This window comes from Photobacterium obscurum (genome assembly GCF_026191635.1).
GTDB lineage: Bacteria > Pseudomonadota > Gammaproteobacteria > Enterobacterales > Vibrionaceae > Photobacterium > Photobacterium obscurum.
This window is the reverse complement of the sequence record NZ_JAKRRW010000003.1, coordinates 207,262-231,572: the sequence shown is the minus strand read 5'-3', so window position 1 is coordinate 231,572 and position 24,311 is coordinate 207,262. Positions and strand designations below refer to the sequence as shown.

Below are 24,311 nucleotides of genomic sequence, written 5' to 3'. Positions count from 1 at the left end.
GCGGAGAGAAGCAATCGGCCACGATAAGCGAAAATACCAATTGGGATGAGTAATGAGAGCCAATAAAGAATGAACAACAAACGCGCTATCGCCCTGCATTACGACGGGCAGGGAGCTCCCAATGTGGCAGCCAAAGGCTATAACCACCTTGCCGAGCACATTATTGAGCAGGTCAAAAAACAAGGTGGCTTGATCCACCAGGACGAGGCCTTGAGCGAGTACCTCAACAACTTAGAAGTGGGTGACGAGATCCCAGAGAACCTCTATCGGATCATTGCCGAATTAATTGCATTTTCTTGGCTGCTAAACGGAAAAACCCCTCCCGGATGGGAAGGGCTTACGGGTATTGACGAGCAAGTGTAAGAGAAGAAGTTAACGTCGTCTCGGCGGAGCCATCTTTTGCTGCAAACGCAACAGGAGCTCGGCTTCTGCTTTCGGTAAGTCGCACTCTTCCATTAGCTCGTTCACATCGGCACCCAGCTCGACCATCTTACTGGCTCGGCTGTAGAGTTTGCCATCGGGATCATGCATTGCCATTTCCCCCTGGCGATCAGCGATCTGCTCAAGGTGATTGGCCATATCTGCCAATTTCTGGCTCATGCCCATGGTGCCGGCGCGGAGCTCATTAAACTGCTTCAATAAGCTTTCATGCTGGTGCCGTGCATTTTTCAATACCAGCTCGGTCGCCGCAAATTTCGCTTCCAGTGCCTGGCGCGCCTTACGTTCGCGACGCACCATCAGCCACGCGATAATTACAGCGAGTATCGCGACAGCAACCGGCAACCATTGCAACAGCAGGCTAAGCATTACAAGTACGCCATCTCATCCCATTCTTCATCAGATAGCAGCTTGTTCAGGTCAACCAAGATCAGCAGCTCGCCATCACGGTTGCTTACGCCCTGAATAAACTTGGCACTCTCTTCGGTACCCACGCTTGGTGTGGTATCGATTTCAGAACTGCGCAGATAAACCACTTCCGCAACACTGTCGACCAAAATGCCAATCACTTGCTTTTCTGCTTCGATGATAACAATACGGGTATTATCAGAAATCTCACCAGGCATCAGGCCAAAGCGAGAGCGAGTATCGATAACTGTAACGACATTGCCACGCAGGTTGATGATACCCAGAACGTAATCTGGCGCACCAGGTACTGGGGCAATTTCTGAATAACGCAGCACTTCGCGTACCTGCATCACGTTGATGCCATAGGTCTCGTCTTCCAACTGGAAAGTCACCCACTGCAGTACTTGATCGTTACCGTCTTCTTTTTGTATTTCGGCTACACTAACCTGAGACATGTTGTTTCCTTATTTGGCCCTGCTTACATTACACTCTTAACATCTAATCCTGCATTTAGCATAGATATTAGTTCGCTAACATGAATGAGAGCACACATTTTTTCTTTAACCATTCCGGCAAGCCAAGGACGTTTCCCCGCCTTTTCCCGCCAGCGAACACTTAGCTCTGTCAGGGTTTCGGTACCATGAAGCACATTACACGCCAGGCCCCACTTACTTTCCCCTAACATCACGATATAACGATATTCTTCTTGATGTTCATCAGAACTCAATTTTTCCGGCATCACCCAGCGGGCAGTATCCACCACATCCAGCTGATGCTCTCGGTTGGTCATCAGTCCCAGGTACCATGCTGGTCGCCCAAGGAGGTGGTTTACCTCACCCAACTGATGGATCCCGCCTAACTCAGTCAATGGAACGGCAAAAGTGACACCATTGACTTCGAAGAACAGGGCCTGAAACTCCGCCCCACTTTCCGGCTGTTGCTGCCATACATCCGGCGGCTCATCACCGCCCGTTTGTGTTTCCAGCGCCACCTGCACGTCAGGGTCAGGCAGCTCTGGTTCAAGGTCGACGGGCTCCTTCGCGACCTCTGGCACGGCCTCTTCCTCTGCCTGTACCACTGGTTCTAGTTCGGCAGACTTTGGTTCAGCAACCGTTTCTGCCGCTACCAGCAAACTGTCATGCGGCGCTGGATGGCTTTCTTGCTGACTCTCCTGATAAGAAGCGGCAAGAAAATCAGCTTCTGTCTGTGCAGCAATCAGCGCCTCGCTTTCCTGCTGAATGTCTGATTGCATCTGGCTCATCTGGCTGAGCAGACGCTGTACCCCTTCCAGCTCGGTTTGCGGATGCTCGGCAAATGAAACGGACGGTAGTGATTCATTCTGCACGGTTTCATGCGGCGTGATTTTCACCGGCATGGCATCAAGTGGCACAGGTTCTGCGGACATTGCTTCGAGTGACATGCTTTCCCGAGGCACGTCCTGGGCCTGAGGCAACCAACTAGACAGTTTACTGGTCGGTGGTGACAAATTCAGCTCGACGGAAACCTCTGTTTCACTTGGTTGCTCAGCGGCCGTTGACAGTTGCTCAAAATCAAACGGCGATGCGCCTTCGCCGACTGGTACTTTGGAGCCTATCGCAAATTCATCTTCTGTCGCAGCCTCAACAACATCATTTTCAATCACGCCATCTGTAGCAGCCCCATCCGACATCGATGCCTCTGCATCAGTGTCGTCATTAGGTTTCTGCTCTGCGTCGGCCTTGTCATTAGAAGGCTTATCATCAGAAACAGCTTCACCTGACCCTATATCCAGATCTGGCGCAGAGTCCGTACCTTGTGGCTCTTGTTCCAATGATACGTCATCATCACCGTGCTCGATATCGGCTTCAACAGCCGCATCAACGTCACTCTGCGGCTGTGGTTTTTCAGCAGACTCAAGATCTTCTGTATCTTCTGGCTCGGCCAGCAGATCGAAAAAGTAATCATCCAGCACCTGTTCGCTGGAAAGGCGACGCTTATCGTTCATCTTGGTCCAACCGATTCAGGTAGTTCAATAACGTTTTATAGGCAAAGACACCACGGCAGTTACGTGCAAACAACGATGGCGGCATATGCTTGATACTGGCATCACGGAACTTGGTATCAATCGGTACGGCCGAAGCCCAGACCTGTTCGGGGAACCGGACTTTCAGCTCCTGCAGCGTCTGTAATGATGCCCGCGTCCGCTTATCATACATGGTCGGTACAATCGTAACCCGAAAACCAGACGGACGGGATTTCTGCATGATCTGCAGGGTACGCATCATCCGTTCCAGGCCTTTCATCGCCAGAAACTCGGTTTGCACCGGGATCAGGATCCTGTCGCTGGCAGCAAGCGCATTGACCATCATCACCCCGAGGATAGGCGGGCAGTCGATCAGAACGTAGTCATAATCGTCAGCCAGGCTGTTCAAAGCCTTTTTCAACACCAGCCCCATACCGCCACGGTTGCCCATTACCCTATCAAGGGTGGCCAGTGACATATGAGCCGGAATGATATCAATATTCTTAAACTGAGTCCCCAAAATGAATGGACGCACCGAATCCCGAGTAATTTCGTTAAGCTGAAACAGGTCAAATAAGCTGGCCGGCACTTCATCTGCGTCAAAATTAAGGTAGGTCGTCAACGAAGAATGCGGGTCGGTATCGACCAGCAACACACGCTTGTTGCGCTCACTCAATAAACCGGCAAGCGACACCGTCGTTGTGGTTTTTCCGACGCCACCTTTTTGGTTGGCAATACTCCAGACGATCAAAGCAAACTCCCTACGCCTGCCCGATCTCAACCAAGATGCGTTCGGCAATCCGATCTAACGGTAAATCTTCGCTGGAAATCCCTGCTTTGGCAACAGCCTGCGGCATCCCATAGACAACACAGCTTTCTTCATCCTGAGCCCAAATGGTAGAGCCATTGGTTTTCAGCATACGCGCGCCTTCACGCCCATCGGCGCCCATACCGGTCAGCACCATCGACAACACCTTGTCATGGTAAATTTTTGCCGCCGAACCGAAGGTGACATCCACGCATGGTTTGTAATTCATGCGATCGCCGCCATCAATAATACGTACCCGAGCAGAACCCGGACGTCCTTCCAGCATCATCTGCTTGCCACCAGGGGCCAGGTACGCCATACCCGGCTTGAGGGCATCGCCATCAGCCGCCTCTTTAACACCAATCTTACACAGATTATTCAGGCGAGCGGCAAAAGCAGCGGTAAACGTTGCAGGCATATGCTGGATCAGCACAATCGGATAAGGGAAGTTCGCAGGCAACTTGGTAAGTACTTTCTGCAAGGCAACTGGTCCCCCCGTTGAGGTACCAATTGCCATCAGCTGATACTTCTTACCCGATGCCTTAAAGCGTGCTGCGGGCTTGACCGGAGCAGCAGGGCGAGAAACGGTACGTGCCGGTGCGGCAGTGGTAGCAGCCGTCGTTCGGCCAGCCAGGGGCTTATTGACCTCTCGGGAGGCTGCCGGGGAGACTGCCGGACGTACAGGGCGACGCATAAACACGCGTTTACGGGCCAGCTCCCCCACTCGCTTCTGCAACAGTCCAACCGCTTCATCACGGTTGCGGGCGATATCTTCAAATTTCTTCGGCAAGAAATCCAAGGCACCGGCATCCAAGGCATCCAGTGTCGCCTTCGCACCTTCGTGGGTGAGAGAAGAGAACATCAGGATCGGAGTCGGTGCGCTTTTCATGATTTCACGCACAGCGGTAATACCGTCCATCACCGGCATTTCGATATCCATGGTGATGACATCAGGCTGAAGCTTGTTAGTCAGTTCAACCGCTTCTTTACCATTGACGGCATTGCCAATCACCTCAAGACGAGGATCAGAGTTAATTATTTCACTGACGCGGCGACGAAAAAAGCTTGAATCATCCACCACCAATACTTTTACAGCCATGTCGTCTTTATCCCGTATCTATTAGTTACCCAGCCATAACAAACTGAACAATTACCTGGCCTACCACCACGAAGAATGAATACCGTACGCCAGGTAATGATTTAGTTTGCTATTTAAGGGGCTTGCGCCCCCTAACTTTTTTATTGTCGTTCTGGTAATTAGCGACCAAACCTTCCCGAACCTTAAGGGCTCGTCACAATTTCTACGGCCGCTAAGCCAAATTAACGCCTTAGCTTTTAGCTGCTTGCATAGTGCTTAAGCAAGTTTGGAACATCAAGGATCAGGGCAATATGACCATCACTGGTAATGGTTGCACCCGCCATACCCGGCGTACCCTGAAGCAGTTCATCAAGCGGCTTGATCACCACCTCTTCCTGACCAATCAGGGTATCGACGACAAAGCCAATGCGCTGATGACCAATCTGAACAATAACCACATGCCCATGCTCGCGTTCGCGCTTCGGAATTCCGACACCTGACAGCCAGTCCTGCAAGTAGAACAACGGAATAGCTTTGTCACGGACAATAATGGTCAACTGACCATCGACGTTGTTGGTCTTACGTAGATCAAGGTGGAAGATCTCATTCACGCTCGCCAGTGGCAGAGCAAATGGCTGCTCGGCCACACCGACCATTAATGTCGGCAGGATCGCAAGCGTCAACGGTACCTTGATATCAATACGGGTGCCTTTGCCAAGCGCCGAGTCAATGCTGATTGACCCATTAAGCTGGCTGATCCCGGTTTTCACCACGTCCATACCAACACCACGGCCGGAAATATCGGAAATCTCTTTCTTGGTCGAGAAACCAGGGGCAAAAATCAGGTTGTAGCACTCAGAGTCCGTCAGGCGAGAGGCTGAATCCGCATCCATCACGCCACGGTCAACGGCAATCTTACGCAGTTTATCTGGGTCCATACCGCCACCATCATCTTCGATGGTCAACAGAATATGATCCCCTTCCTGCGATGCCGACAACAGCACAGTACCAACACGCGGCTTACCGGCTTTCTCACGGACATCCGGCATTTCAATGCCGTGGTCAACCGAGTTACGCACCAAGTGAACCAGCGGATCGGCCAGCGCTTCAACCAGGTTCTTATCCAGATCGGTCTCTTCACCACGCATTTCCAAGACGATGTCTTTTTTCAGGCTACGCGCCAAATCGCGGACAACGCGAGGGAAACGGCCAAAAACTTTCTTGATTGGCTGCATGCGGGTTTTCATTACTGCACCCTGCAAGTCAGCTGTCACGACATCTAGGTTGGAAACGGCTTTCGACATTTCTTCATCGTTGGTATTCAGCCCTAGGCTGACCAAGCGATTACGAACCAACACCAGTTCACCGACCATATTCATAATGGTATCCAGCGTCGACGTATCCACTCGGACAGTCGCCTCTGCTGATGGCTTGGCTTTGTCTTTAGCTGCAGGCTTGGCTTTACGCTCGGCAACAGGGGCTGGAGTTGGTGCTGGGGCAGCCGCAACCGGAGCTGAAACTGCGGGTGCAGAAGCCACGACAGGTTCCGGTGTAGCCGGTGCCATTGAATCGACAACGGTATTTGCCAACATCTCGGCAACAGGCTTGGTGGCCATTTCCAGCTCTTCGGCTGTCGGCCCTTTACCTGAACCATGCAATTCATCCAACAGACGCTCAAACTCGTCGTCGGTCATCAGGTCATCGTCGCCAGCACTGGCACCAGTGTCGCTCGGTACGGAGCCCGCAGGAGCAACAGGTTCAGGCGCAGCAGCAGGTGGCTGAGCGGTTACCACGTCATTAGTGCCCGGGCCCTTGCCCGCACCATGCAATTCATCTAGCAAACGCTCGAATTCATCATCGGTGATATCACCGGTTTCAGACTGGATCTGAGAAACGACATCAGGGGTATTGGCTTGCGCAGGCTGTTGTGCAGCAGGCGCTTCGGCAGATCCTGCCGACGGGCCACAGCCTGAGCCATGAAGCTCATCAAGTAGACGATCAAATTCATCCTGAGTCATGTCATCGACAGAACCGCCGGCAATTGCCGAAGAGGTCGTAACAGGAGCAACAGGCTCCGGCGCGACAACTGGCTCAGGAACAGCTATAGGCGCTGGAACAACAGGCTCTGGCGTTATCTCTGGGCTTGGCTGCGGTGCCGCAGCTTGAGCAAGCTCATCGGCTGTCGGCGGCTGACTGAAGCGATGCAGGGCATCAAGTAGGCTCTGCTCAGCAGGTACAATCGGTTCATGCTCCTGAACTTGGCCAAACATCTCGTTGATGGTGTCCAATGCTTCCAGGATCACATCCATTAATTCGGGTGTCACGCTACGCTTGCCGGTTCTCAGCAAGTCAAAGATGTTCTCTGCCCCGTGGCAGGCATCAACTAGCGCGGTCAAAGAAAGAAAACCTGCACCGCCTTTTACGGTATGGAAACCTCGGAATATTGCATTGAGCAACTCTGAATCTTCAGGGCTACGCTCAAGCTCTACTAGCTGCTCAGACAGCAACTCTAGAATTTCTCCTGCTTCAATTAAAAAGTCCTGCAGGATGTCTTCGTCTAAATCAAAGCTCATATATTTCCCCTAAAATCCAAGACTAGACAGCAAGTCGTCAACATCATCTTGTGTCGACATCACATCGACACGTTCTTCACTGTTAACGATCGGTCCTTCCGGAGAAAGTACGCATTCCTCTCTCAGGGCTTCTGTTCTGTCTTCTTGTTCCATGCCAAAGGCTTTAAGGATTTCGACTAATTGATCTTCCACTTCGTGTACCAGTTCAATTACACGACGTATTATCTGTCCGGTCAGATCCTGAAAGTCTTGAGCCATCAATATTTCTGTCAAGTGGCTACGAAATGCACTGCCGTCACTTTCAACTTGTTTCAACAAGCCGTCAATATCATGACATAGTGACTTAAATTCGGTGATTTCGATTTGTCCACTCATCAGGCGACTCCACTGCGGATGAACCTGAAGCAAAGAATTGTTCAGTTTGTCAGCAAGTGGCTCGATGCTATCAATAGCATCCATGGTTTTATTGGCAGCAGACTCCGTTTTATCTATGACATAAGATAAACGGTCACGGGCATCGGGAATTTCGGTTTTCGCGAGATCATTAATACGGGGATCAAGGCGGAAATTTGCCAGCGAATCATGCAGTTGTCGAGTCAACTTGCCTACTTCAGCATAAACAGGGTCACGACTGTCAGAAACTAATGTCTGTACCAGTACATCTGCCTCATCCTGCTTCCCTTCTTCGAGCAGAGTGACAAGCTGCTTAGCCTGTTCAAGTGAAATCATTATTTGTTATTACCCTTTTAGCGTCTGACGGTAGTGATTACTGCATACGCTCGAAGATTTTGTCTAATTTCTCTTTTAGCGTCGCGGCGGTAAACGGCTTAACGATATAACCGTTAACACCTGCCTGTGCAGCTTCAATAATCTGCTCACGCTTTGCTTCCGCGGTGATCATCAGTACCGGTAAGTGCTTCAGTTCATCATCGGCTCGAATGTGCTTAAGCAAATCAATACCTTGCATGCCTGGCATGTTCCAGTCTGTCACGACGAAATCAAACCCACCCTTCTTTAGCATAGGTAGCGCAGTCAATCCATCATCCGCCTCCTGGGTGTTGTTAAAGCCCAGATCACGTAGCAAGTTTTTAACGATACGGCGCATTGTTGAGAAATCATCAACAATGAGGATTTTCATGTTTTTATTCAAAGTTGCCTCCACTGAGGTCACAGTGTTTTTTATCTAAAGTGTATTAAGCAGTCCAAACTTTCAGCTTGGATCGCAAACGTTGCATAGCCTGACTATGAATCTGGCAAACCCGGGATTCACTCACCCCGATTACGGCACCAATCTCTTTAAGATTGAGTTCCTCATCATAATAAAGAGACAAGACCAAGGCCTCTCTTTCAGGCAGGGTTTTAATTGCATCAGCCAAGGAATGACTAAAATTATCATCTACAACACCCTGAAAGGGAAGATTTTCTTCAAGTGATTCCTCACTTGCGACCGCATCTTCCGATACCCCCAAATCATCCATACCAATAAGACGTCCACAATTAACATCATTTAACGCCTGATGGTACTGTTCGAGTGTCATTTCGAGATGTTCAGCGATTTCCTGATCATTCGGGTCCCGCCCCAGCTCACCTTCCAAAATAGTGATGGCCTCGGTTATGCGACGGCTATTCTTATAAACCGAACGCGGTACCCAATCGCCACGTCGTATATCGTCAAGCATCGCCCCCCGAATTCGGATCCCGGCAAAGGTTTCAAAACTGGCCCCTTTACTAGGATCATAATTCTGCTGCGCCTCAAGCAGGCCAATCATACCAGCCTGAATTAAATCTTCTAATAATATATTGGGCGGAAGACGCCCCATCAGGTGATGGGCTATGCGCTTTACTAACGATGAATAACGCTCAATAAAGGCATGCGGACTCTCCTGATAGCGTCCGTATGTCAGTGCTTTATTCACCAATTGGGACCTCGTCAGCTGCTTGCTTAACCAACAGCTTCTCGACAAAGAACTCTAAATGCCCGCCAGCACTGTGAGGTACCGGCCAAGTCATCGCCTTCGATGCCAAAGAAGTAAGCGCTAATGCTGCCGGGCTACGAGGGAAGGCGTCAACCACAATTTTTTGACGCTTCACCGACTGACGAACCCGATCATCAAGAGGAACGCAGGCAACCAATTCGAGGTTAGCCTGTAAAAAACGCTCGGTAACACGTGTCAGTTTTGCATACAATTCCCGACCTTCACGGTAACTACGCACCATGTTGGCAACAATCTTAAACCGCTGTACATCATATTCGCGGCTTAAAATTTTAATCAGCGCATAGGCATCGGTAATTGATGTCGGTTCATCACAGACAACCACCAGCACATCCTGAGCGGCACGAGAAAAACTAAGCACCATATCAGAGATCCCGGCAGCGGTATCAACCAGCAGGACATCAATATCATCTTCCAGGCTGCTAAAGGCGCGGATCAGGCCCATATGCTGAGCTGCGGTCAGTTCAGCCATCGTCTGGGTACCTGACGATGCAGGAATGATCTTCACCCCATACGGACCTTCAATAATAATATCCTGAAGATCACAGACACCAGCCAGCACATGTGACAGGTTACGGCCGGCTCGCAGCCCTAACATGACATCGACATTGGCAAGCCCGAGGTCGGCATCAAGCACCATCACACGCTTCCCCTGCTTGGCCATGGAAATAGCCATATTCAGGGTTACGTTGGTTTTACCCACCCCGCCCTTACCGCCAGTGACAGTAATAACCTTGGTGGATGATAGTTTTGTCATACGGCGTAAACCGCTCGCTTGATCGTACATTGCGTTCTCAATCATAAAAGTCTGCCGCCTGATTCTCTGAACTATCGCTACTCCAGAAATGAGATTGCTGGCTTAATTCTTGTTCTAATAATTCATTAGCACGTGCAACCATATAGTTACCTGTCGCTACTTTAATATCTTCCGGTACTCGCTGCCCGTCAGCCAAATAGGCAATGGGCAAGGCGTTCTGAATCGATACGCAGATGACCTCCCCCAAACTGAGCGATTCATCCAGCTTGGTCAAAACACAGCCCGACAACGGTATGCGGCGGAAATGCTCTATCGTCTCATGGAGAACACGTCGCTGTGCGGTTGCCGGCAGTACCAGAAAACTTCGAATGTGTGAGCCACTATTTTGCATCAGGGTATCCAACTGTTCTGACAGCCGAATATCACGCTGACCCATACCTGCGGTATCTAGCAGTACCAGGCGTCGATGCCGTAACTGATGCAGTATATCGGCAAGTTCCTCAGCATCTTTAGCCACTCTTACCGGACAACCCATAATTCGGCCGTATGTTGCCAGCTGTTCATGGGCACCAATTCGGTAAGTATCTGTTGTTACTAAGGCAATTTCTTCCGGGCCAAAATCCATAGCCGCACGGGCGGCCAGTTTGGCGATAGTGGTGGTTTTGCCCACTCCCGTCGGCCCCAGCAATGCCACAACCCCACCTGTTTCAAGGATGCAGTCTTCAGTGGTAATAATTTGATCTGACAGCAAATCCAGTAAAGCTGGCCAGGCTTCATTGGCTGGTACATCTTCCGGAATATAACTCGCCAGCTGATCAGAGAGTTCGGGGGATAACCCCATCTTTTCCAATCGCTTGATCATCATTGCCCGCATGGGTTCACGGCGTTCCACCTCTTGCCACATCAGGCCGGAAAGCTGATGCTCCAGCAAACGGCGAATCGATGCCATTTCATTGCGCATCGAGTCCATGTCTTCGCTGCCATGGATGGCTTTGGGATCGTAACGACTTGGATCTAACCGATTACCGCCACGAGGTAATTCTTTTTTGGCCTCTTTGCCTTGTATTGATGGTCGGCGGTAGTCACCGATATCAAGGGCATGTTTCGCCTGGCGCTGGCCAAAGCGTGAGGACTCAGGTTGACCACCTTGTTGACGACGACCGGCACCATAAGGCCCTTCTCGCTGCGAATAGCCATCACGCGGTGAACGGCGCTCTGGCTGTGACTGACGCGACGGTTGCGCGGCACGCGTATTCAGCGCCGGACGCTCAGCTTCGCCATAACCTCGCTCAGAACCTGCACCGTTCTGTTTTGACTGGCGCTTAAGCAACGCAGAGAGCGAGTCCACCTCGGTCTCTGCCGGCTCGTCCTGATCATGGTCACCGGTATAATTTTGCAAGACATTGGCAAAACGGCTGGCAGCAGACTGCTTCAGCTGGACTTTGTCGTCCACCAGCTTGCGCTTGGCCTGACCTAACCGAGAAGCTAAGGCATCGCGAGTGGCCTGCGATGCTTTCGGCGGTTCATTGGCAACATCGGTATCCACAGCGGCGACAATCTCGACGCCACCCGTCACTTTTTTATTGGACATGATCACTGCATCCGCGCCGAGCTCTTCTTTAACTTCGCTCAGTGCAGTTCGCATGTCCTTGGCAAAAAATCGCTTTATTTTCAATCTTGTCTTCCCGTTAAATCACGCTATTGCTTACGGCATCTCTCGCCAAGCCAGCCATTTCGAACAATCTCGATTCCGTCTTAGTTACCCACTGCATTGACAATACGTATTTGTTTCTCATCCGGTACTTCCTGATAGGAAAGTACTCGCAGTGATGGAATAGTGTTTTTGACAAACTTAGCAAGCGTTGACCGTAATACACCGGAAGTCAGTAATACGGCAGGCTCCCCTTTCAGCTCTTGTTGCTGAGTGGCCTCGGTCAATGAGCGTTGTAAACGCTCTGCCAACCCTGGCTCTATACCGGAAGATTCTCCTCCGGCAGACTGCATTGTTTTATGCAATATCTGTTCCAACTCTGGAACCAATGTAATCACCGGCAACTCCGGCTCTATTCCATTGATTTCCTGACAAATTAATCGTTTCAGGCCAATTCGTACCGCGGCAGTTAAGATGTCAGGATCTTGACTCTTACTAGAATACTCCGAAAGTGTCTGAACGATAGTGCGGACATCACGAATCGGGATTCCTTCATGTAACAAATTCTGCAGAACTTTCACCACCACACCCAGCGATAGCTGTTCAGGCACAAAGCCTTCCACCAGCTTCGGCGTTGTCTGGCCCAGCATTTCAAGCAAGTTCTGCACTTCTTCATGGCCAAGTAACTGAGAGGCACAATTGGTCAGGATCTGGCTGAGGTGTGTTGCCAGCACCGTTGCCGAGTCCACCACGGTATAGCCCAGGGCCTGCGCATGCTCGCGTTGAGATTCCATGATCCACACCGCTTCAAGGCCGAAAGCCGGATCGGTGGTTGCCTCGCCGTCAATCGAGCCAAATACCTGGCCCGGGTTAATCGCCAACTCCATATTCGGGTGAATATTGGCTTCCCCACAGGCCACGCCCATCAGGCTCAGACGATAGGTATTGGGCGGCAGCTCAAGGTTGTCACGGATATGAACCGGCGGGATCAAGAAGCCAAAGTCCTGCGATAGTTTTTTTCGCACGCCTTTAACACGCTCAAGCAATTCACCACCTTGCTCTTTGTCCACCATCGGGATCAGACGGTAGCCGACCTCAAGGCCGATAATATCGACGGGCTGGACGTCATCCCATGACAGCTCTTTCTGAGTCGGTTTCACCGCCAGCTCAGTCGATGGTGCTGCAGCTTCAGCCTCTGCCGCCGCTTTTTCTTTCTTAATCCGCCAATAGGCAAAACCGCCGATCATTGCGGCCAACAGCAAGAACGGTATATGTGGCATTCCGGGCACAATACCCATCACAAATAAGATCACACCGGTAATGATCAGGGCCTGGGGATTATTGAACATCTGATAAATCAGCTGCTGCCCCATATCTTCGTCAGTATTTTGACGCGTCACCATCATTGCCGCACCGATGGACAGCAAGAGCGATGGAATTTGGGCAACCAGGCCATCACCAATGGTCAGCAGGCTGTAGATTTCAATGGCCTCGCCAAAGCCCAGGCCATGCTGGCCCATGCCAATTACCAGACCACCGATAATGTTGATAAACAGGATCAGGATACCGGCAATGGCATCCCCTTTTACAAATTTGGATGCACCGTCCATCGAACCATAGAAGTCTGCCTCTTTGGTCACTTCGAAACGGCGAGTTCTTGCCTGCTCTTGGTCAATCAGACCAGCATTCAAATCCGCGTCAATCGCCATCTGCTTACCGGGCAAGGCATCTAAGGTAAAGCGGGCACTCACCTCGGAAATACGCCCCGCACCTTTGGTGACGACCATAAAGTTAATAATCATCAGGATCAGGAACACCACCAAGCCCACAGCATAGTTACCACCGATCACCACAGAACCAAAGGCGTCAATAACCTGGCCAGCCGCATCCGACCCTTCGTGCCCGTACAGGAGCACTACTCGGGTAGACGCTACGTTCAAGGCCAGGCGGAGCAAGGTCGCGATCAGCAGCACCGTTGGGAAGGCAGCAAAGTCTAGTGGGCGCCGGGTGTAAACCGTTACCAGCAGCACAACCAGTGCCAGAGCGATATTGAAAGAGAAAGCCATATCCAGCAAAAGCGGAGGCATAGGCAGCACAACCATTGCCAGGGTCGCCAGGACCATGACAGGTGCGCCTATTGCTGGCATAGACTGTAAGCGTGATAAGGGTAATTTATCCGCAAAAGGTATCGAAAGCTTCATTCAATCTTATTGTGGTTGGTATGGTGATAAATAGTGAGAGCTGAGCATTTTATCGCCTTAGCCCCCAAACAGGAACCACATAAGCAATAATCATACCTTCTCTATCGTCATAAAAATGACGATTCATTAGCAGAAGATGCATGATCAATGCTGGAGGTCCGGCGGAATATTCATAGCTTCTTTCGATAATTCAGGTTTCTGGCCCTTACCCTTACGGTATTGCTTCAACTGGAAGATATAAGCCAATACCTGGGCCACAGCGGTAAACAAGCCATCAGGAATTTGCTGCTCCAGTTCTGTGGTATGGTACAGCGCACGTGCCAGTGGGGGAGCCGGCACAATATCAATTTCATGCTTGTTGGCAATTTCCCGAATTTTCAATGCCAGGTGGTCGGTCCCTTTAGCTATCACAACCGGTGCCGAATCAATGTCCGGATCATAGCGCAGTGCTACCGAGAAGTGCTCCGGGTTAGTGATCACTACATCAGCCTGGGGAACATCTGCCATCATTCGGCGCTGTGCCATCTCACGCTGCAACATCCTGATCCGCCCTTTGACCTCCGGCTTACCTTCACTGTCTTTGTATTCGTCTTTGACTTCCTGCTTGGTCATTTTCAGCTGCTCGGCGTGCTGCCAAATCTGATAGGGAATATCGATAGCAACGACAATCAACAGGGAGCAGCAGATCAGCAACACAAATCCCATCAGGATATCGAGCGCATGAAACAAGTTCCGCGGATAAACTTCAATACTTAGCTGGAAGAAGTCGTCCAAGTTCGACTGCATCAGGTAGATGGCAACCCCGGCAACAAGAGCAATTTTCAGGATCGACTTAATCAGCTCGACAATACTCTGCTTGCCCAGCATGCGCTGAAAACCACTGATAGGATTCATTTTTGATAGCTTTGGTCTGGCCGCCTCGGCAGAAAAACTGATGCCACCGAGTCCTGCAGCCCCAACCAGTGCGGCAACAAACAGGAACACCAACACCAAGGTCAGCGGCAGAACCACATGCCACACCGATGAGGTAATAACGGCAAACAGCTTATTAAGATCGAAAACCTCCTCGCGGCTGAGCGAAAACATCTTCGTCATGACTTCAGCCAGGCCCTTACCGAGGGTTTCTCCAAACCACATCAGGCCGACGGCACCTGCCACCAATACGGCAACGGAAGCTAATTCTCTTGAGCGCGGTACTTGCCCCTTTTCCCGCGCCTGCTGAAGCCTTCGGGGCGTGGCGTCTTCGGTACGTTCCTGACCGTCAGCATCTGACATATCAACAATCCACTCTTATAAGACTACAAATCTGGCCAAAGCCCAGCTCCCAGTTGTACTCATACTGCGGCAGCATTCCTGCCACCAAGAACCAGCAGATCAAAAGGCCAAGTAGCAGAGCGAATGAAAAGCCCAACGAGAAAATGTTCAGCTGGGGAGCAGCACGGGTCATGACCCCGAAAGACAGGTTGACAGTAAGCAACGCGATGATCCCGGCCAGCGCCATATTCAGGCCGGCCTTGAACATATGACCGAACCAACCAGCCAGCTGATAAAAATCGACGGGCCTTAAGCCCCCCTCGCCTATCGGCAAGGTTTTAAAGCTCAGTACCACCATGTTCAACATGGTGAGATGGCCGTCGGTGGCCAGAAACAACATTATTGCCAAAAACAAAAACAGCTGGCCGAGTACCGGGGTGTTTTGACCATTGGCCGGATCAACCATCGAGGCAAAACCCAAGCTCGACTGCATACCCAAAATCTGGCCGAGCAATACGAAAGTCTGGGTGACAAACTGTGTCACCAGCCCCATCGAGATACCGATAACCAGTTGCTGCGCCGTGACCAGAAAACCGGAAAGCGACAATAGCTCGATCTCGCTCGGTACCTTGGGCAATACCGGCATCACGGCAAAGGTCATGGTAACGGCCAAATAGAGGCGAATTTTTGCCGAGACAAAGCGGGCACCAAAAAATGTCATCACCATCATCATTGCTGAAATCCGCGTCAGCGGCCAGAAATAGTTGGCGATCCAATCCAATAGCACTGCAGATGGGTAGGACATCGGGTTACTCACTCACCTTTATCGATATAATTGCGCGTCGATACCGGCGCGGCAAAACTGTCACTGCTAATACAGCAGTTGAGGGATCTGCTCGATGATACGGAAGAAATAGTCCATCAGCATTTGGGTCATCATATGGCCGAAGAACATCAGAGCCAATAAGGTAACAATCAAACGCGGCAGGAAGCTCAGGGTCTGCTCGTTAATGGAAGTAGCCGCCTGGAAAACCGCAACCACCAAGCCGATCAGCAAACCCGGTATCACGATGGCACAAACCATCAGCAGGACCATGTACAGCGCTTCCTGGAATATTTCGACAAAAGCTTCAGGTGTCATAGGCTATCCTCTTCGGCACTCAGGTACCGAAACTGCCGGCAAGGGTCGACAGGATTAGGTTCCAGCCGTCCACCAGCACAAACAGCATCAGCTTAAACGGCAGCGACACAATCATCGGTGACAGCATCATCATACCCATCGCCATCAGAACCGAAGCGACCACCAGATCGATGATCAAAAATGGCAGGAACAGCATAAAGCCGATCTGGAAAGCCGTTTTTAGCTCCGAGGTAATAAACGCCGGGATCAGTACGGTGATCGGCACTTCCTGCGGGTCTGTTGCATCCGAGCCCGACATATTGACAAAACTTTCCAGATCCTTGACCCGGGTCTGCTTGAGCATGAACTGGCGTAGCGGGACCTGTGCGGCAGACAAGGCTTCGGGGGCGGTGATCTGCTCGTTGATATACGGCTGCACTGCCGTAGTGTTGATCTTGTCGAGTACCGGCGACATGATGAAGAAAGTCAGGAACATGGCGATACCGATGATCACCTGATTAGACGGTGTCTGCTGCAAACCCATCGCCTGCCTCAGGATCGACATCACCACCACAATACGGGTAAAGGATGTCATCAGGATCACGATCGCCGGCAGGAAGCCCAACGCCGTCATCAAAGCCAGGATCTGCAACGTTACCGAATAATCTTCAGTACCATCCGGGTTGACCGTCACGGAAAAAGCAGGGATCCCGCCACCGCCATTCGTCGTCATCAAACGGGTCGCACCGCCTTCATTTTGCATTTCACTGACCGTTACGCTCCCGCCCGATGCAGCAGACAGTGCAGGATCAGCGGTTTCGGCGAAGGCTGGCAATGCCAGTAAAAAGCTAAAAGCCGCCAGAACGGCGGCAATAAGACTATTTCTTATCATCTTTTTTCAGTAACTTGCTCAGGTGGCTGGCAAATTCACCACCACCCTGCGTCTCGTCCATTGACAACGGCTGCTCCAACTTGCTCAGCAAAGAGATGTTCTGCTGCGTCACTCCGACCAGCATTTGCTCTTCACCAACCTGCAACAGGACTATCCGTTCTTTTTGTCCAAGGGGTAATTGACGGAGGATCTTCATCGACGAGTCGCCGCCCTGTAGACCCGGTAATTTCATCCGCTTTAGCAGCCAGGCCAAAAAGAGGATCAATACGACCACCAGCACCAATGCAGCTAGTGTGGTGGCGATATTCATATCGGCTGCCGGGGCAGCAAATGTCGGCATACTGACTGTTGCCAGTATCAGAGTGCCAATCAAAGTGTTAGCCAGGGAAAACTTCATGCTCAACCTTAGCGCAGCTTCTTGATACGTTCAGTCTGGCTGATCACATCAGTCAGGCGGATACCAAACTTGTCATTGACCACAACCACTTCGCCATGGGCAATCAAGGTACCGTTGACCATCACATCCAGAGATTCACCGGCGACGCGGTCTAGCTCGACCACCGACCCTTGGTTTAGCTGCAAAAGGTTACGGATACTAATTTGCGTGCGCCCGACTTCCATCGAAATGGTAACCGGGATATCCATGATGGTATCCAGTTTGCGGCGCTCATCCTCGCTAATCGGCGCGCTTTCATCGGTCAGCTCTTCCAGCGGCGCTGGCTGAGCACTTTCTTCAATCGCTTGTTCTGCAAGTGCAGCAGCCCAATCATCGGCAATTTGTTGATCATTCTGAGACATAACTTACACCTGTTAATTATTCGTCTGAGTCGTCGTTGATATTGAGTAACGCCGACCCTAATTCATCGCGGTCAAGGAAAGCCAAATCGGTTTTCACCATATCCGGCCGCTTGAGTTTTTCGGTCACCTTAAGGGCAATATTGTCGCCTGATTTACCCATTTTTGCACGATAGGTTGGCAGATCTTCTACAAACACCGTGGCAGCCTCCGGCATATCAATCGGGATCACATCACCGGGGCGCAGTTCCATCAAATCACGCAGCGACAAATCAACATCCATCAGCTTGGCTCTGATATTAACCGGTACGTCCATAATCTCGTCGCGCAGGGCTTTACTCCAGCGTACATCGGTATCCATCTTGTCACTCTGGACACCGGCATCAAGCAGTTCGCGGATTGGCTCTACCATCGAGTACGGCATCACGACATGAAAGTCGCCACCGCCGCCATCAACTTCGATATGGAACGAACTGACAACAATCACTTCCGTCGGGCTGACAATATTGGCCATGGTCGGGTTCACTTCTGAGTCCAAATACTCAAACTCGACGCCCATCACCGGCGACCAGGCTTCACGATAATCTTCAAACACCAGTTTCAGCAGCATCTGGACAATCCGGCGCTCAGTCGGCGTAAACTCCCGCCCTTCAATCTTGGCGTGGAAGCGTCCATCTCCACCAAAGAAGTTTTCAACCAGAATAAAGACCAGGCGGGCTTCCATGGTGATCAGTGCCGTACCTTTTAATGGGCGGAAACGCACCATATTCAGGCTGGTCGGCACATAAAGCGTATTTTGATACTCGCCGAACTTGATCATCTGTACGCCGTTAATCGATACCTCGGCGGTTTTGCGCAGCATGTTAAACAAGCTGATCCGCATATGCCGCGCAAAGCGTTCATTGATCAACTCCAGCGTGGGCATACGCCCACGCACAATCCGGTCTTGCGACGAAAAGTCGAACTGTACGACACCCGTGTCGGACTGTCCGGAATCCTCATCATCTTCTACGTCATCGACACCATGTAACAGGGCATCGATTTCGTCTTGAGTTAATAAGTCACTCACATTAAACCTATTGCATTACAAAACCAGTAAAGAGTACACGCTCGACAACTTGTTTGCCGGACACCTTCATCATTGCAGCTTGAACCGCTGACAGTGCCTGCTGTCGTAAGTCTACACGACCGTTCGAAGTCCGTAACTGTTCTACTGTCGCGGCGCCAAATGTCTGTAGCAGTGTACTCTCGATTAATGGGATATGCTGGTTGGCCGCTGACTCGTTACTGTCGCCACGTACCATCAGTTGCACTTTCACCTGTACCAGGCGATCGCGCTTGTCGCCAGTAACATTAAAAATAAATGGCTGCGGCAGGATCACATAATAAGCCTGCTCAACTTTGACCGGTTTTGATGCCGTTTCAGCCTGAGCAACGTCAGCTTCGGCAGCGTCATCACTCAGCATAAACCATGCGCCAGCACCACCACCGAGCAGTAGCACCAGTACGGCTACAATGATAATAATCAGTTTTTTCTTGCCGCCTGTCTTCTCTGCGCCTTCAGCCATCGTAATTACAATCCTTTCTCTTTATCTGGCAACCATGATTAAATCGTTGCCTTATGCATAATAATCAACGCGGTCAGTTGACTGACTCACATACATATCAACAGGTTCGCCGCCCCCTACACCAACATCCTGGCCTTGGGACGATCCCCTATTTTGCTGGCCGCCGCTATCAGCCTGCTGGCCTTGGTTTTGCTGATTCGATTGTCCGGCAAACTGCTGCCTTGAACTATCTTGTTGAACCGAACTTTGCGCAAGTTGTAGCCCTTGCTGGTTAAGCAACTCGCGCAGTCGCGGCATGGCCTGTTCAACCAAGTCACGCGTCTGCTGGTTACCGACCGTAAACTGAACCGAAGCCTGATCTTGGTTCAGCGATAATTTAATCTGTAACTTACCGAGCTCTGGTGGATCCAATCGAATGTCGACATGTTTAAGGTTCTTCGACATCATCATCTGCATGCGCTCGGCAATTTGCTCTCCGGCCTGCTCCTTACTCAACTGCATTGGACTTTGGGCCAACGCCGCGTCAGCACGGGCTTGAGCCGTAGCTGTCAATCCCTGCTGGGTTGTCAGGCCTGATAGCGAGTGAGTCACCTCTGAGCCCTTCGCTTCGGCTCCATTGTCTGTCGCAGCTCGCTTCAATGCTGTCGTCAAACCGGCAGCACCGGCTGCAACACCTACAGCCCCCGCCATCTGAGCTTCTACTGTTCCGGCATTAGGTGCCACTATGCCCGGAGCTACAGTGGATGCCGCTGAAGACAGGGCCGGATTTCCGCTACCGGCAGCCAAGGCCGGGTTGGCATCGGTAGCCAACGACTGAGGCTGTCCATAACTATTGCTTGCCACACCAGCAGCTGTTGCTGTTGCCAACGCGCTTTGAGCAAACAGGTTGCCGCCCTTTCCTTTGCCATCTGGCAGCTCAGACGAGGACAACTCCGCCGAAACTAATTGTTCTTTACCTAGCAGCTCTTTGCCTAACTGTGCATTTTTAGAACCTGCCGACTGCTGCAAGGCATCAGACGGCAATGGGTCAGACTGAGCGCCTTTAACCTCGGTACTGGTTACTGGCGCTGCCCCCCCAGAAGCTAATGCCATAGCCATGACGGTAGCATCAGTATTACTGGCTTCTTGATCATCAGCCAATTCCGCATCGGAACTCAACTGCTGAGCCTCTGGCACAGCAAATACTTTCGCCAGCTCCTCCTGGCTCAGTCCGGTAGGCTGTGCCGCCACAGCCTCCAAGGTGCTCGCTGGAGCAGAAGCCTGTGCTGCTGGCAGGATACCCGCCTTATGTCCGGCTTGTGTCAGAGTTTCAGCGTTCTGAGCAATGACATCACCAGCCACAAGGTTACCGTTTTTCGTTTTATCTGCACTGACGTTTGTGTCGACCTTGGTACTAACTTCAGTGTTTTCGTTAACGCTTATCTTAACATCAGTAGGCTGCTGTACCTGGGATTGGCCAGATTGATGCGCTGCTTGCTCAGGCGGCAACTTTTTGCCTTCTGGCACACTTTCTCCATCAGTATCGGCCGCCAGTTGCTTATTCGATGCAGAGAGCCGGCTTAGTAATTCTTCACCGTCGCTCATTATCTGCTGCTTTTTCTTCGAATCAAGCTCGGCGTCACCGTCCTCTTCCTGGCTGGCCGAGATTTGTGCACCCTGCTGGTTTATCGCCTGTTTACTGCCAGTTTCTGCATCACCTTTGGCATTTTTAATCAAAGAGTTACTTAACTCTTCTTCCGATACCGCCAGCTTGGACACCTGCTCTTCCGAACGCATATTTTCAGACACAGAGCCTTGTTCTTCCGCCTCTGCATTCCCTTCGGTCGTGCCTTCAGCTAGCTGAGCATCATTATCGGATTTAACTTGAGGCTCCGAAGCCGATAGCTTGCTGTTACCTGTTTGCTCATCGCTTACAACAGCCTGAAACTCCTTCGCAAAAGAACCCGATTCTTCTTTTTCAATAGAGTTGCCTTCAGCAAGCCGATCTGGAGCGGCTTTTGCGTTACCAGCTTTGGTGTGAGCTGGCGGTGGGGTTTCGGCTGTCAGTATGCTGGATGAAAACATAATGGCTCTTGGTACTGGAATAATAATTACCGTTGTTAATGCAAGAAACACACCAACAACACAGCAATGGGCTAAAAGTGCAAAGCCCCTAGCGACTCATCCGACGGGCAAACTGCAAGGTGGCAAATTCATCCATCATTTTTTGTTCTTGTTTATCACGTAGCTGCTGACGTTCAGTCTGCTTCTTCTCCAGTAACCACTCAATCGAGCGGCGTTTCTTCCGGACTTCATTCCAGTAGTCGCTGCACTGTTCTACCTGCTGCTCAAACTGTGTACCGGCTTCTTTTTGCTTCACCAACGTTTCATCCAGTTGGCTTAAAAATTTCTGTAAATGGCCATAGGAGCTGGCGCTAAGACCTTGCTGACCACGAGCAGAAAGCTGCTTACAGTAATCCAACCGGTACTGTTCAATTTGCTTAAGCTGTTCATAATAGTTTTCCCGTTCGATACGAGCATTGTTTAGCGCCAGCGAGGCCTTGTGCTCATCATCTTTGGCTCTTTCTAGGATCAGCTCTAATGCACTGTCTGCCATTGTTGCTCCGGTTTATTCTAATCGTACCAATCGACTTCAGTACTTATTGGCTATCCACCCAACGTAGAACGCAGCATGTTGACGCACATGTCATAGGGCACAGACTCCTTCATGCTCTGCTGCAAATAGGCATCCAGCTTCGGCTTGAACGTGAAAGCCTGGTCAATATTGGGGTCAGTACCCGGCTTATAAGCACCAATCGAAACCAAATCCTGATTTTTACGGCATATCGACAAAATCTGGCGAACCGCCTTCGACATCAGCATATGCTCTTCGCTGACAATCGCAGGCATTACACGGCTGACCGAGCGTTCAACGTCGATTGCCGGATAGTGGCCGGCATCGGCCATCTCACGCGACAGTACGATGTGGCCATCCAAAATCGCTCGGGAGGCATCGGCAATCGGATCCTGTAAGTCATCCCCTTCCGTCAATACAGTAAAGAAGGCCGTAATCGATCCCTGATGCTCGCCGCCGTTGCCTGCCCGTTCTACCAGCGCCGGTAACTTGGCAAACACTGATGGCGGATAACCTTTGGTGGCAGGTGGCTCACCGACGGACAACGCAATCTCACGTTGCGCCTGGGCAAAACGGGTCAGAGAGTCCATTAATAGCAGTACATCCAGCCCCTGATCACGGAAATATTCCGCGATAGTCAGGGCGGTCTGACATCCTTTCAAACGCATCAACGGCGAGGCATCCGCGGGCGCTGCAACCACAACTGAACGCTGGCGTCCCTCAGCCCCGAGGATTTCATCAATAAATTCTTTAACTTCGCGGCCTCGCTCACCAATCAGGCCAACAACGACAACTTGGGCCGTCGTTCCGCGAGTCATCATCCCCAGCGTCACCGACTTACCGACACCGGAGCCGGCAAATAGCCCGATCCGCTGGCCTTTGCCCACACTCAGCAAGCCATTGATTGCCTTCAAGCCGACATCCAGCGGCTCCTTGATCGGTTTACGCGCCAAGGGGTTAATAGGCTCGGCATTGAATGAGGCACGATTGGCGGTATAAATCTCGCCAAGCCCGTCTAACGGGTTACCGACCCCGTCAATGACCCGGCCCAGCAATTCAGGGCCGACGGGAAGTCCGCTATCATGAAGGAGAGGTGTTACCTTGGCACCCGGCATAATACCGGCCAGTTGCTCGCTGGGCATCAGAAACAAGGTATCGCCGGAAAAACCCACCACTTCTGCTTCCATGTCGCCATTAAGGGTTTCGACCCGGCACAAACTGCCGACCGGAGCCCTGCAGCCGACCGCTTCAAGAGTCAGGCCAACCACTCGAACCAGGCGGCCTGATGCGACCGGACGGCAGGCCGTATTCTGGGTTTGATAGCGTGATAGGCGCTCAGCCAACGACGAAGACATTACTGGCCTCCGATATTCTGCTGGCTATTGGCACCGTTGAATTGTTGCAGTAGATTGCGGATACGATCCTCGACAAAGTAGTCAACGCTTGAATCGCCGGACTGCACCTGCAAGTCGCCCCGGTTCAGTGCCGGCTCGGCCTGAAGTGTCCACTGGCGTTCGGCCAGGTTTTCTTCACCATACGCCTCTTTGACCAAAGCCAGATCATCGGGATGCAAACTTAGCTGGGTTTGACGGCCTGCTATCGGTAATGCGCCAACCACTTCTCGGATGGTATTGAGGATAAACTGCGGGTTGGTCTGTACCTCAACCCGGATCAACTCACGCGTTAAGCTGGTCACCAGATTAACCACCTGGCTTTCAACTTCACTGTCGACCTGTTGCAACGGCGTTGCCAGCTTTTCAATCAGTTGGGTCAAATGCCCGACATGCTCGCAGATCTGCGCCTGGCCCTGTTCAAGGCCCTGCTCGAGTCCCTGCTGCAGGCCTTCCTGCTGTCCGGTTTCCAGCCCTTCGGCCTTGCCGGCCTCAAAGCCTTCAGCGTGCCCGGCCGCACGACCTTCAGCCAGCCCCTCTTCATAGGCCGAGTGGCGGATATCTTCCAGATCAGCTGCCGTTAATGGCGGCGGCCCCTGCTCTTCCTCTTCTTCGAGAAGCTCAGGCTGCCATTGCGGATCATAGTTGATGGCATTGTCTACCGGCGCATCATGTTCATTGGCGTACTCCGGGTAGGCCCAACGCTCAAGCTCCTGTGCCTGATGTTCAGCAACCCGTAAAAAGCCTCGACGACGTTCAATGGACAT

The 24,311-nt window shown here is 51.4% G+C and carries 25 protein-coding genes; 1 reads left to right on the top strand and 24 read right to left on the bottom strand.

Annotated elements, in window-relative coordinates:
* The first annotated feature begins 69 nt into the window (after positions 1-69).
* A complete protein-coding gene (locus tag MD588_RS05250) occupies positions 70-363 on the top strand; it encodes an EscU/YscU/HrcU family type III secretion system export apparatus switch protein (RefSeq protein WP_265695887.1) in 294 nt (97 codons plus the stop codon).
* A 9-nt stretch (positions 364-372) separates the two neighbouring features.
* Here the strand turns inward: MD588_RS05250 and MD588_RS05245 are convergent, their stop codons facing one another.
* From MD588_RS05245 to fliH, 24 genes are all read right to left on the bottom strand, one after another.
* Positions 373-807, bottom strand: coding sequence for a DUF2802 domain-containing protein (locus MD588_RS05245; protein ID WP_265695886.1), 435 nt, complete (start codon positions 805-807; stop codon positions 373-375).
* Positions 807-1,301 (bottom strand): chemotaxis protein CheW, encoded by a 495-nt coding sequence (locus tag MD588_RS05240; RefSeq protein WP_265695884.1) that lies wholly within the window; start codon positions 1,299-1,301, stop codon positions 807-809. The genes MD588_RS05245 and MD588_RS05240 overlap by 1 nt, the downstream gene beginning before the upstream one ends.
* Positions 1,302-1,324: 23 nt before the next feature.
* Positions 1,325-2,488: a chemotaxis protein CheW gene (locus tag MD588_RS05235; RefSeq protein ID WP_456107231.1), complete on the bottom strand. Its 1,164-nt coding sequence runs from the start codon at positions 2,486-2,488 to the stop codon at positions 1,325-1,327.
* A gap of 331 nt (positions 2,489-2,819) precedes the next feature.
* Positions 2,820-3,599 carry a ParA family protein gene (locus MD588_RS05230; RefSeq protein WP_265695883.1) on the bottom strand — a complete coding sequence of 260 codons (780 nt, stop codon included), beginning with the start codon at positions 3,597-3,599 and terminating at the stop codon, positions 2,820-2,822.
* 10 nt (positions 3,600-3,609) lie between these two features.
* Positions 3,610-4,755: a protein-glutamate methylesterase/protein-glutamine glutaminase gene (locus MD588_RS05225; RefSeq protein WP_265695882.1), complete on the bottom strand. Its 1,146-nt coding sequence runs from the start codon at positions 4,753-4,755 to the stop codon at positions 3,610-3,612.
* A gap of 236 nt (positions 4,756-4,991) precedes the next feature.
* Positions 4,992-7,307: a chemotaxis protein CheA gene (locus MD588_RS05220; protein WP_265695881.1), complete on the bottom strand. Its 2,316-nt coding sequence runs from the start codon at positions 7,305-7,307 to the stop codon at positions 4,992-4,994.
* A gap of 9 nt (positions 7,308-7,316) precedes the next feature.
* Positions 7,317-8,036, bottom strand: a complete 720-nt coding sequence (locus tag MD588_RS05215; protein WP_265695880.1) for a protein phosphatase CheZ — start codon at positions 8,034-8,036, stop codon at positions 7,317-7,319.
* A gap of 37 nt (positions 8,037-8,073) precedes the next feature.
* Positions 8,074-8,445: a chemotaxis response regulator CheY gene (cheY, locus tag MD588_RS05210; RefSeq protein WP_036800231.1), complete on the bottom strand. Its 372-nt coding sequence runs from the start codon at positions 8,443-8,445 to the stop codon at positions 8,074-8,076.
* Positions 8,446-8,500: 55 nt separating this feature from the next.
* A complete protein-coding gene (locus MD588_RS05205) occupies positions 8,501-9,223 on the bottom strand; it encodes an RNA polymerase sigma factor FliA (RefSeq protein ID WP_265695878.1) in 723 nt (240 codons plus the stop codon).
* Positions 9,216-10,103, bottom strand: a complete 888-nt coding sequence (locus tag MD588_RS05200; protein ID WP_265695877.1) for a MinD/ParA family protein — start codon at positions 10,101-10,103, stop codon at positions 9,216-9,218. The genes MD588_RS05205 and MD588_RS05200 overlap by 8 nt, the downstream gene beginning before the upstream one ends.
* The gene (gene flhF, locus MD588_RS05195) at positions 10,096-11,733 is read right to left on the bottom strand and encodes a flagellar biosynthesis protein FlhF (RefSeq protein WP_265695876.1); all 1,638 of its coding nucleotides are present in this window, start codon (positions 11,731-11,733) and stop codon (positions 10,096-10,098) included. Before flhF ends, MD588_RS05200 begins: the two co-directional genes overlap by 8 nt.
* 80 nt (positions 11,734-11,813) lie before the next feature.
* Positions 11,814-13,910: a flagellar biosynthesis protein FlhA gene (flhA, locus tag MD588_RS05190; protein WP_265695875.1), complete on the bottom strand. Its 2,097-nt coding sequence runs from the start codon at positions 13,908-13,910 to the stop codon at positions 11,814-11,816.
* A 144-nt stretch (positions 13,911-14,054) separates the two neighbouring features.
* On the bottom strand, positions 14,055-15,185 hold the full coding sequence (flhB, locus tag MD588_RS05185) for a flagellar biosynthesis protein FlhB (protein ID WP_265695874.1): 1,131 nt from the start codon (positions 15,183-15,185) through the stop codon (positions 14,055-14,057).
* 1 nt (position 15,186) lies between these two features.
* Positions 15,187-15,969, bottom strand: coding sequence for a flagellar biosynthetic protein FliR (fliR, locus tag MD588_RS05180; RefSeq protein WP_265695873.1), 783 nt, complete (start codon positions 15,967-15,969; stop codon positions 15,187-15,189).
* A gap of 66 nt (positions 15,970-16,035) precedes the next feature.
* The gene (gene fliQ, locus MD588_RS05175) at positions 16,036-16,305 is read right to left on the bottom strand and encodes a flagellar biosynthesis protein FliQ (protein WP_265695871.1); all 270 of its coding nucleotides are present in this window, start codon (positions 16,303-16,305) and stop codon (positions 16,036-16,038) included.
* 19 nt (positions 16,306-16,324) lie between these two features.
* Positions 16,325-17,176, bottom strand: coding sequence for a flagellar type III secretion system pore protein FliP (gene fliP, locus MD588_RS05170; protein WP_265695870.1), 852 nt, complete (start codon positions 17,174-17,176; stop codon positions 16,325-16,327).
* Entirely contained in the window at positions 17,163-17,573 is a 411-nt protein-coding gene (gene fliO / locus MD588_RS05165) for a flagellar biosynthetic protein FliO (RefSeq protein WP_265695869.1), read from the bottom strand. Before fliO ends, fliP begins: the two co-directional genes overlap by 14 nt.
* 8 nt (positions 17,574-17,581) lie before the next feature.
* Positions 17,582-17,974, bottom strand: coding sequence for a flagellar motor switch protein FliN (fliN, locus tag MD588_RS05160; RefSeq protein ID WP_265695867.1), 393 nt, complete (start codon positions 17,972-17,974; stop codon positions 17,582-17,584).
* Positions 17,975-17,990: 16 nt separating this feature from the next.
* Positions 17,991-19,040 (bottom strand): flagellar motor switch protein FliM, encoded by a 1,050-nt coding sequence (gene fliM / locus MD588_RS05155; protein WP_265695866.1) that lies wholly within the window; start codon positions 19,038-19,040, stop codon positions 17,991-17,993.
* Between the two features lie 7 nt (positions 19,041-19,047).
* Positions 19,048-19,539, bottom strand: coding sequence for a flagellar basal body-associated protein FliL (fliL, locus tag MD588_RS05150; RefSeq protein ID WP_265695865.1), 492 nt, complete (start codon positions 19,537-19,539; stop codon positions 19,048-19,050).
* 51 nt (positions 19,540-19,590) lie between these two features.
* Positions 19,591-21,603: a flagellar hook-length control protein FliK gene (locus tag MD588_RS05145; RefSeq protein ID WP_265695864.1), complete on the bottom strand. Its 2,013-nt coding sequence runs from the start codon at positions 21,601-21,603 to the stop codon at positions 19,591-19,593.
* Positions 21,604-21,691: 88 nt separating this feature from the next.
* Positions 21,692-22,135, bottom strand: a complete 444-nt coding sequence (fliJ, locus tag MD588_RS05140; protein WP_265695862.1) for a flagellar export protein FliJ — start codon at positions 22,133-22,135, stop codon at positions 21,692-21,694.
* 50 nt (positions 22,136-22,185) lie between these two features.
* The gene (gene fliI, locus MD588_RS05135; protein WP_265695861.1) at positions 22,186-23,508 is read right to left on the bottom strand and encodes a flagellar protein export ATPase FliI; all 1,323 of its coding nucleotides are present in this window, start codon (positions 23,506-23,508) and stop codon (positions 22,186-22,188) included.
* The gene (fliH, locus tag MD588_RS05130) at positions 23,508-24,311 is read right to left on the bottom strand and encodes a flagellar assembly protein FliH (protein ID WP_265695860.1); all 804 of its coding nucleotides are present in this window, start codon (positions 24,309-24,311) and stop codon (positions 23,508-23,510) included. The genes fliI and fliH overlap by 1 nt, the downstream gene beginning before the upstream one ends.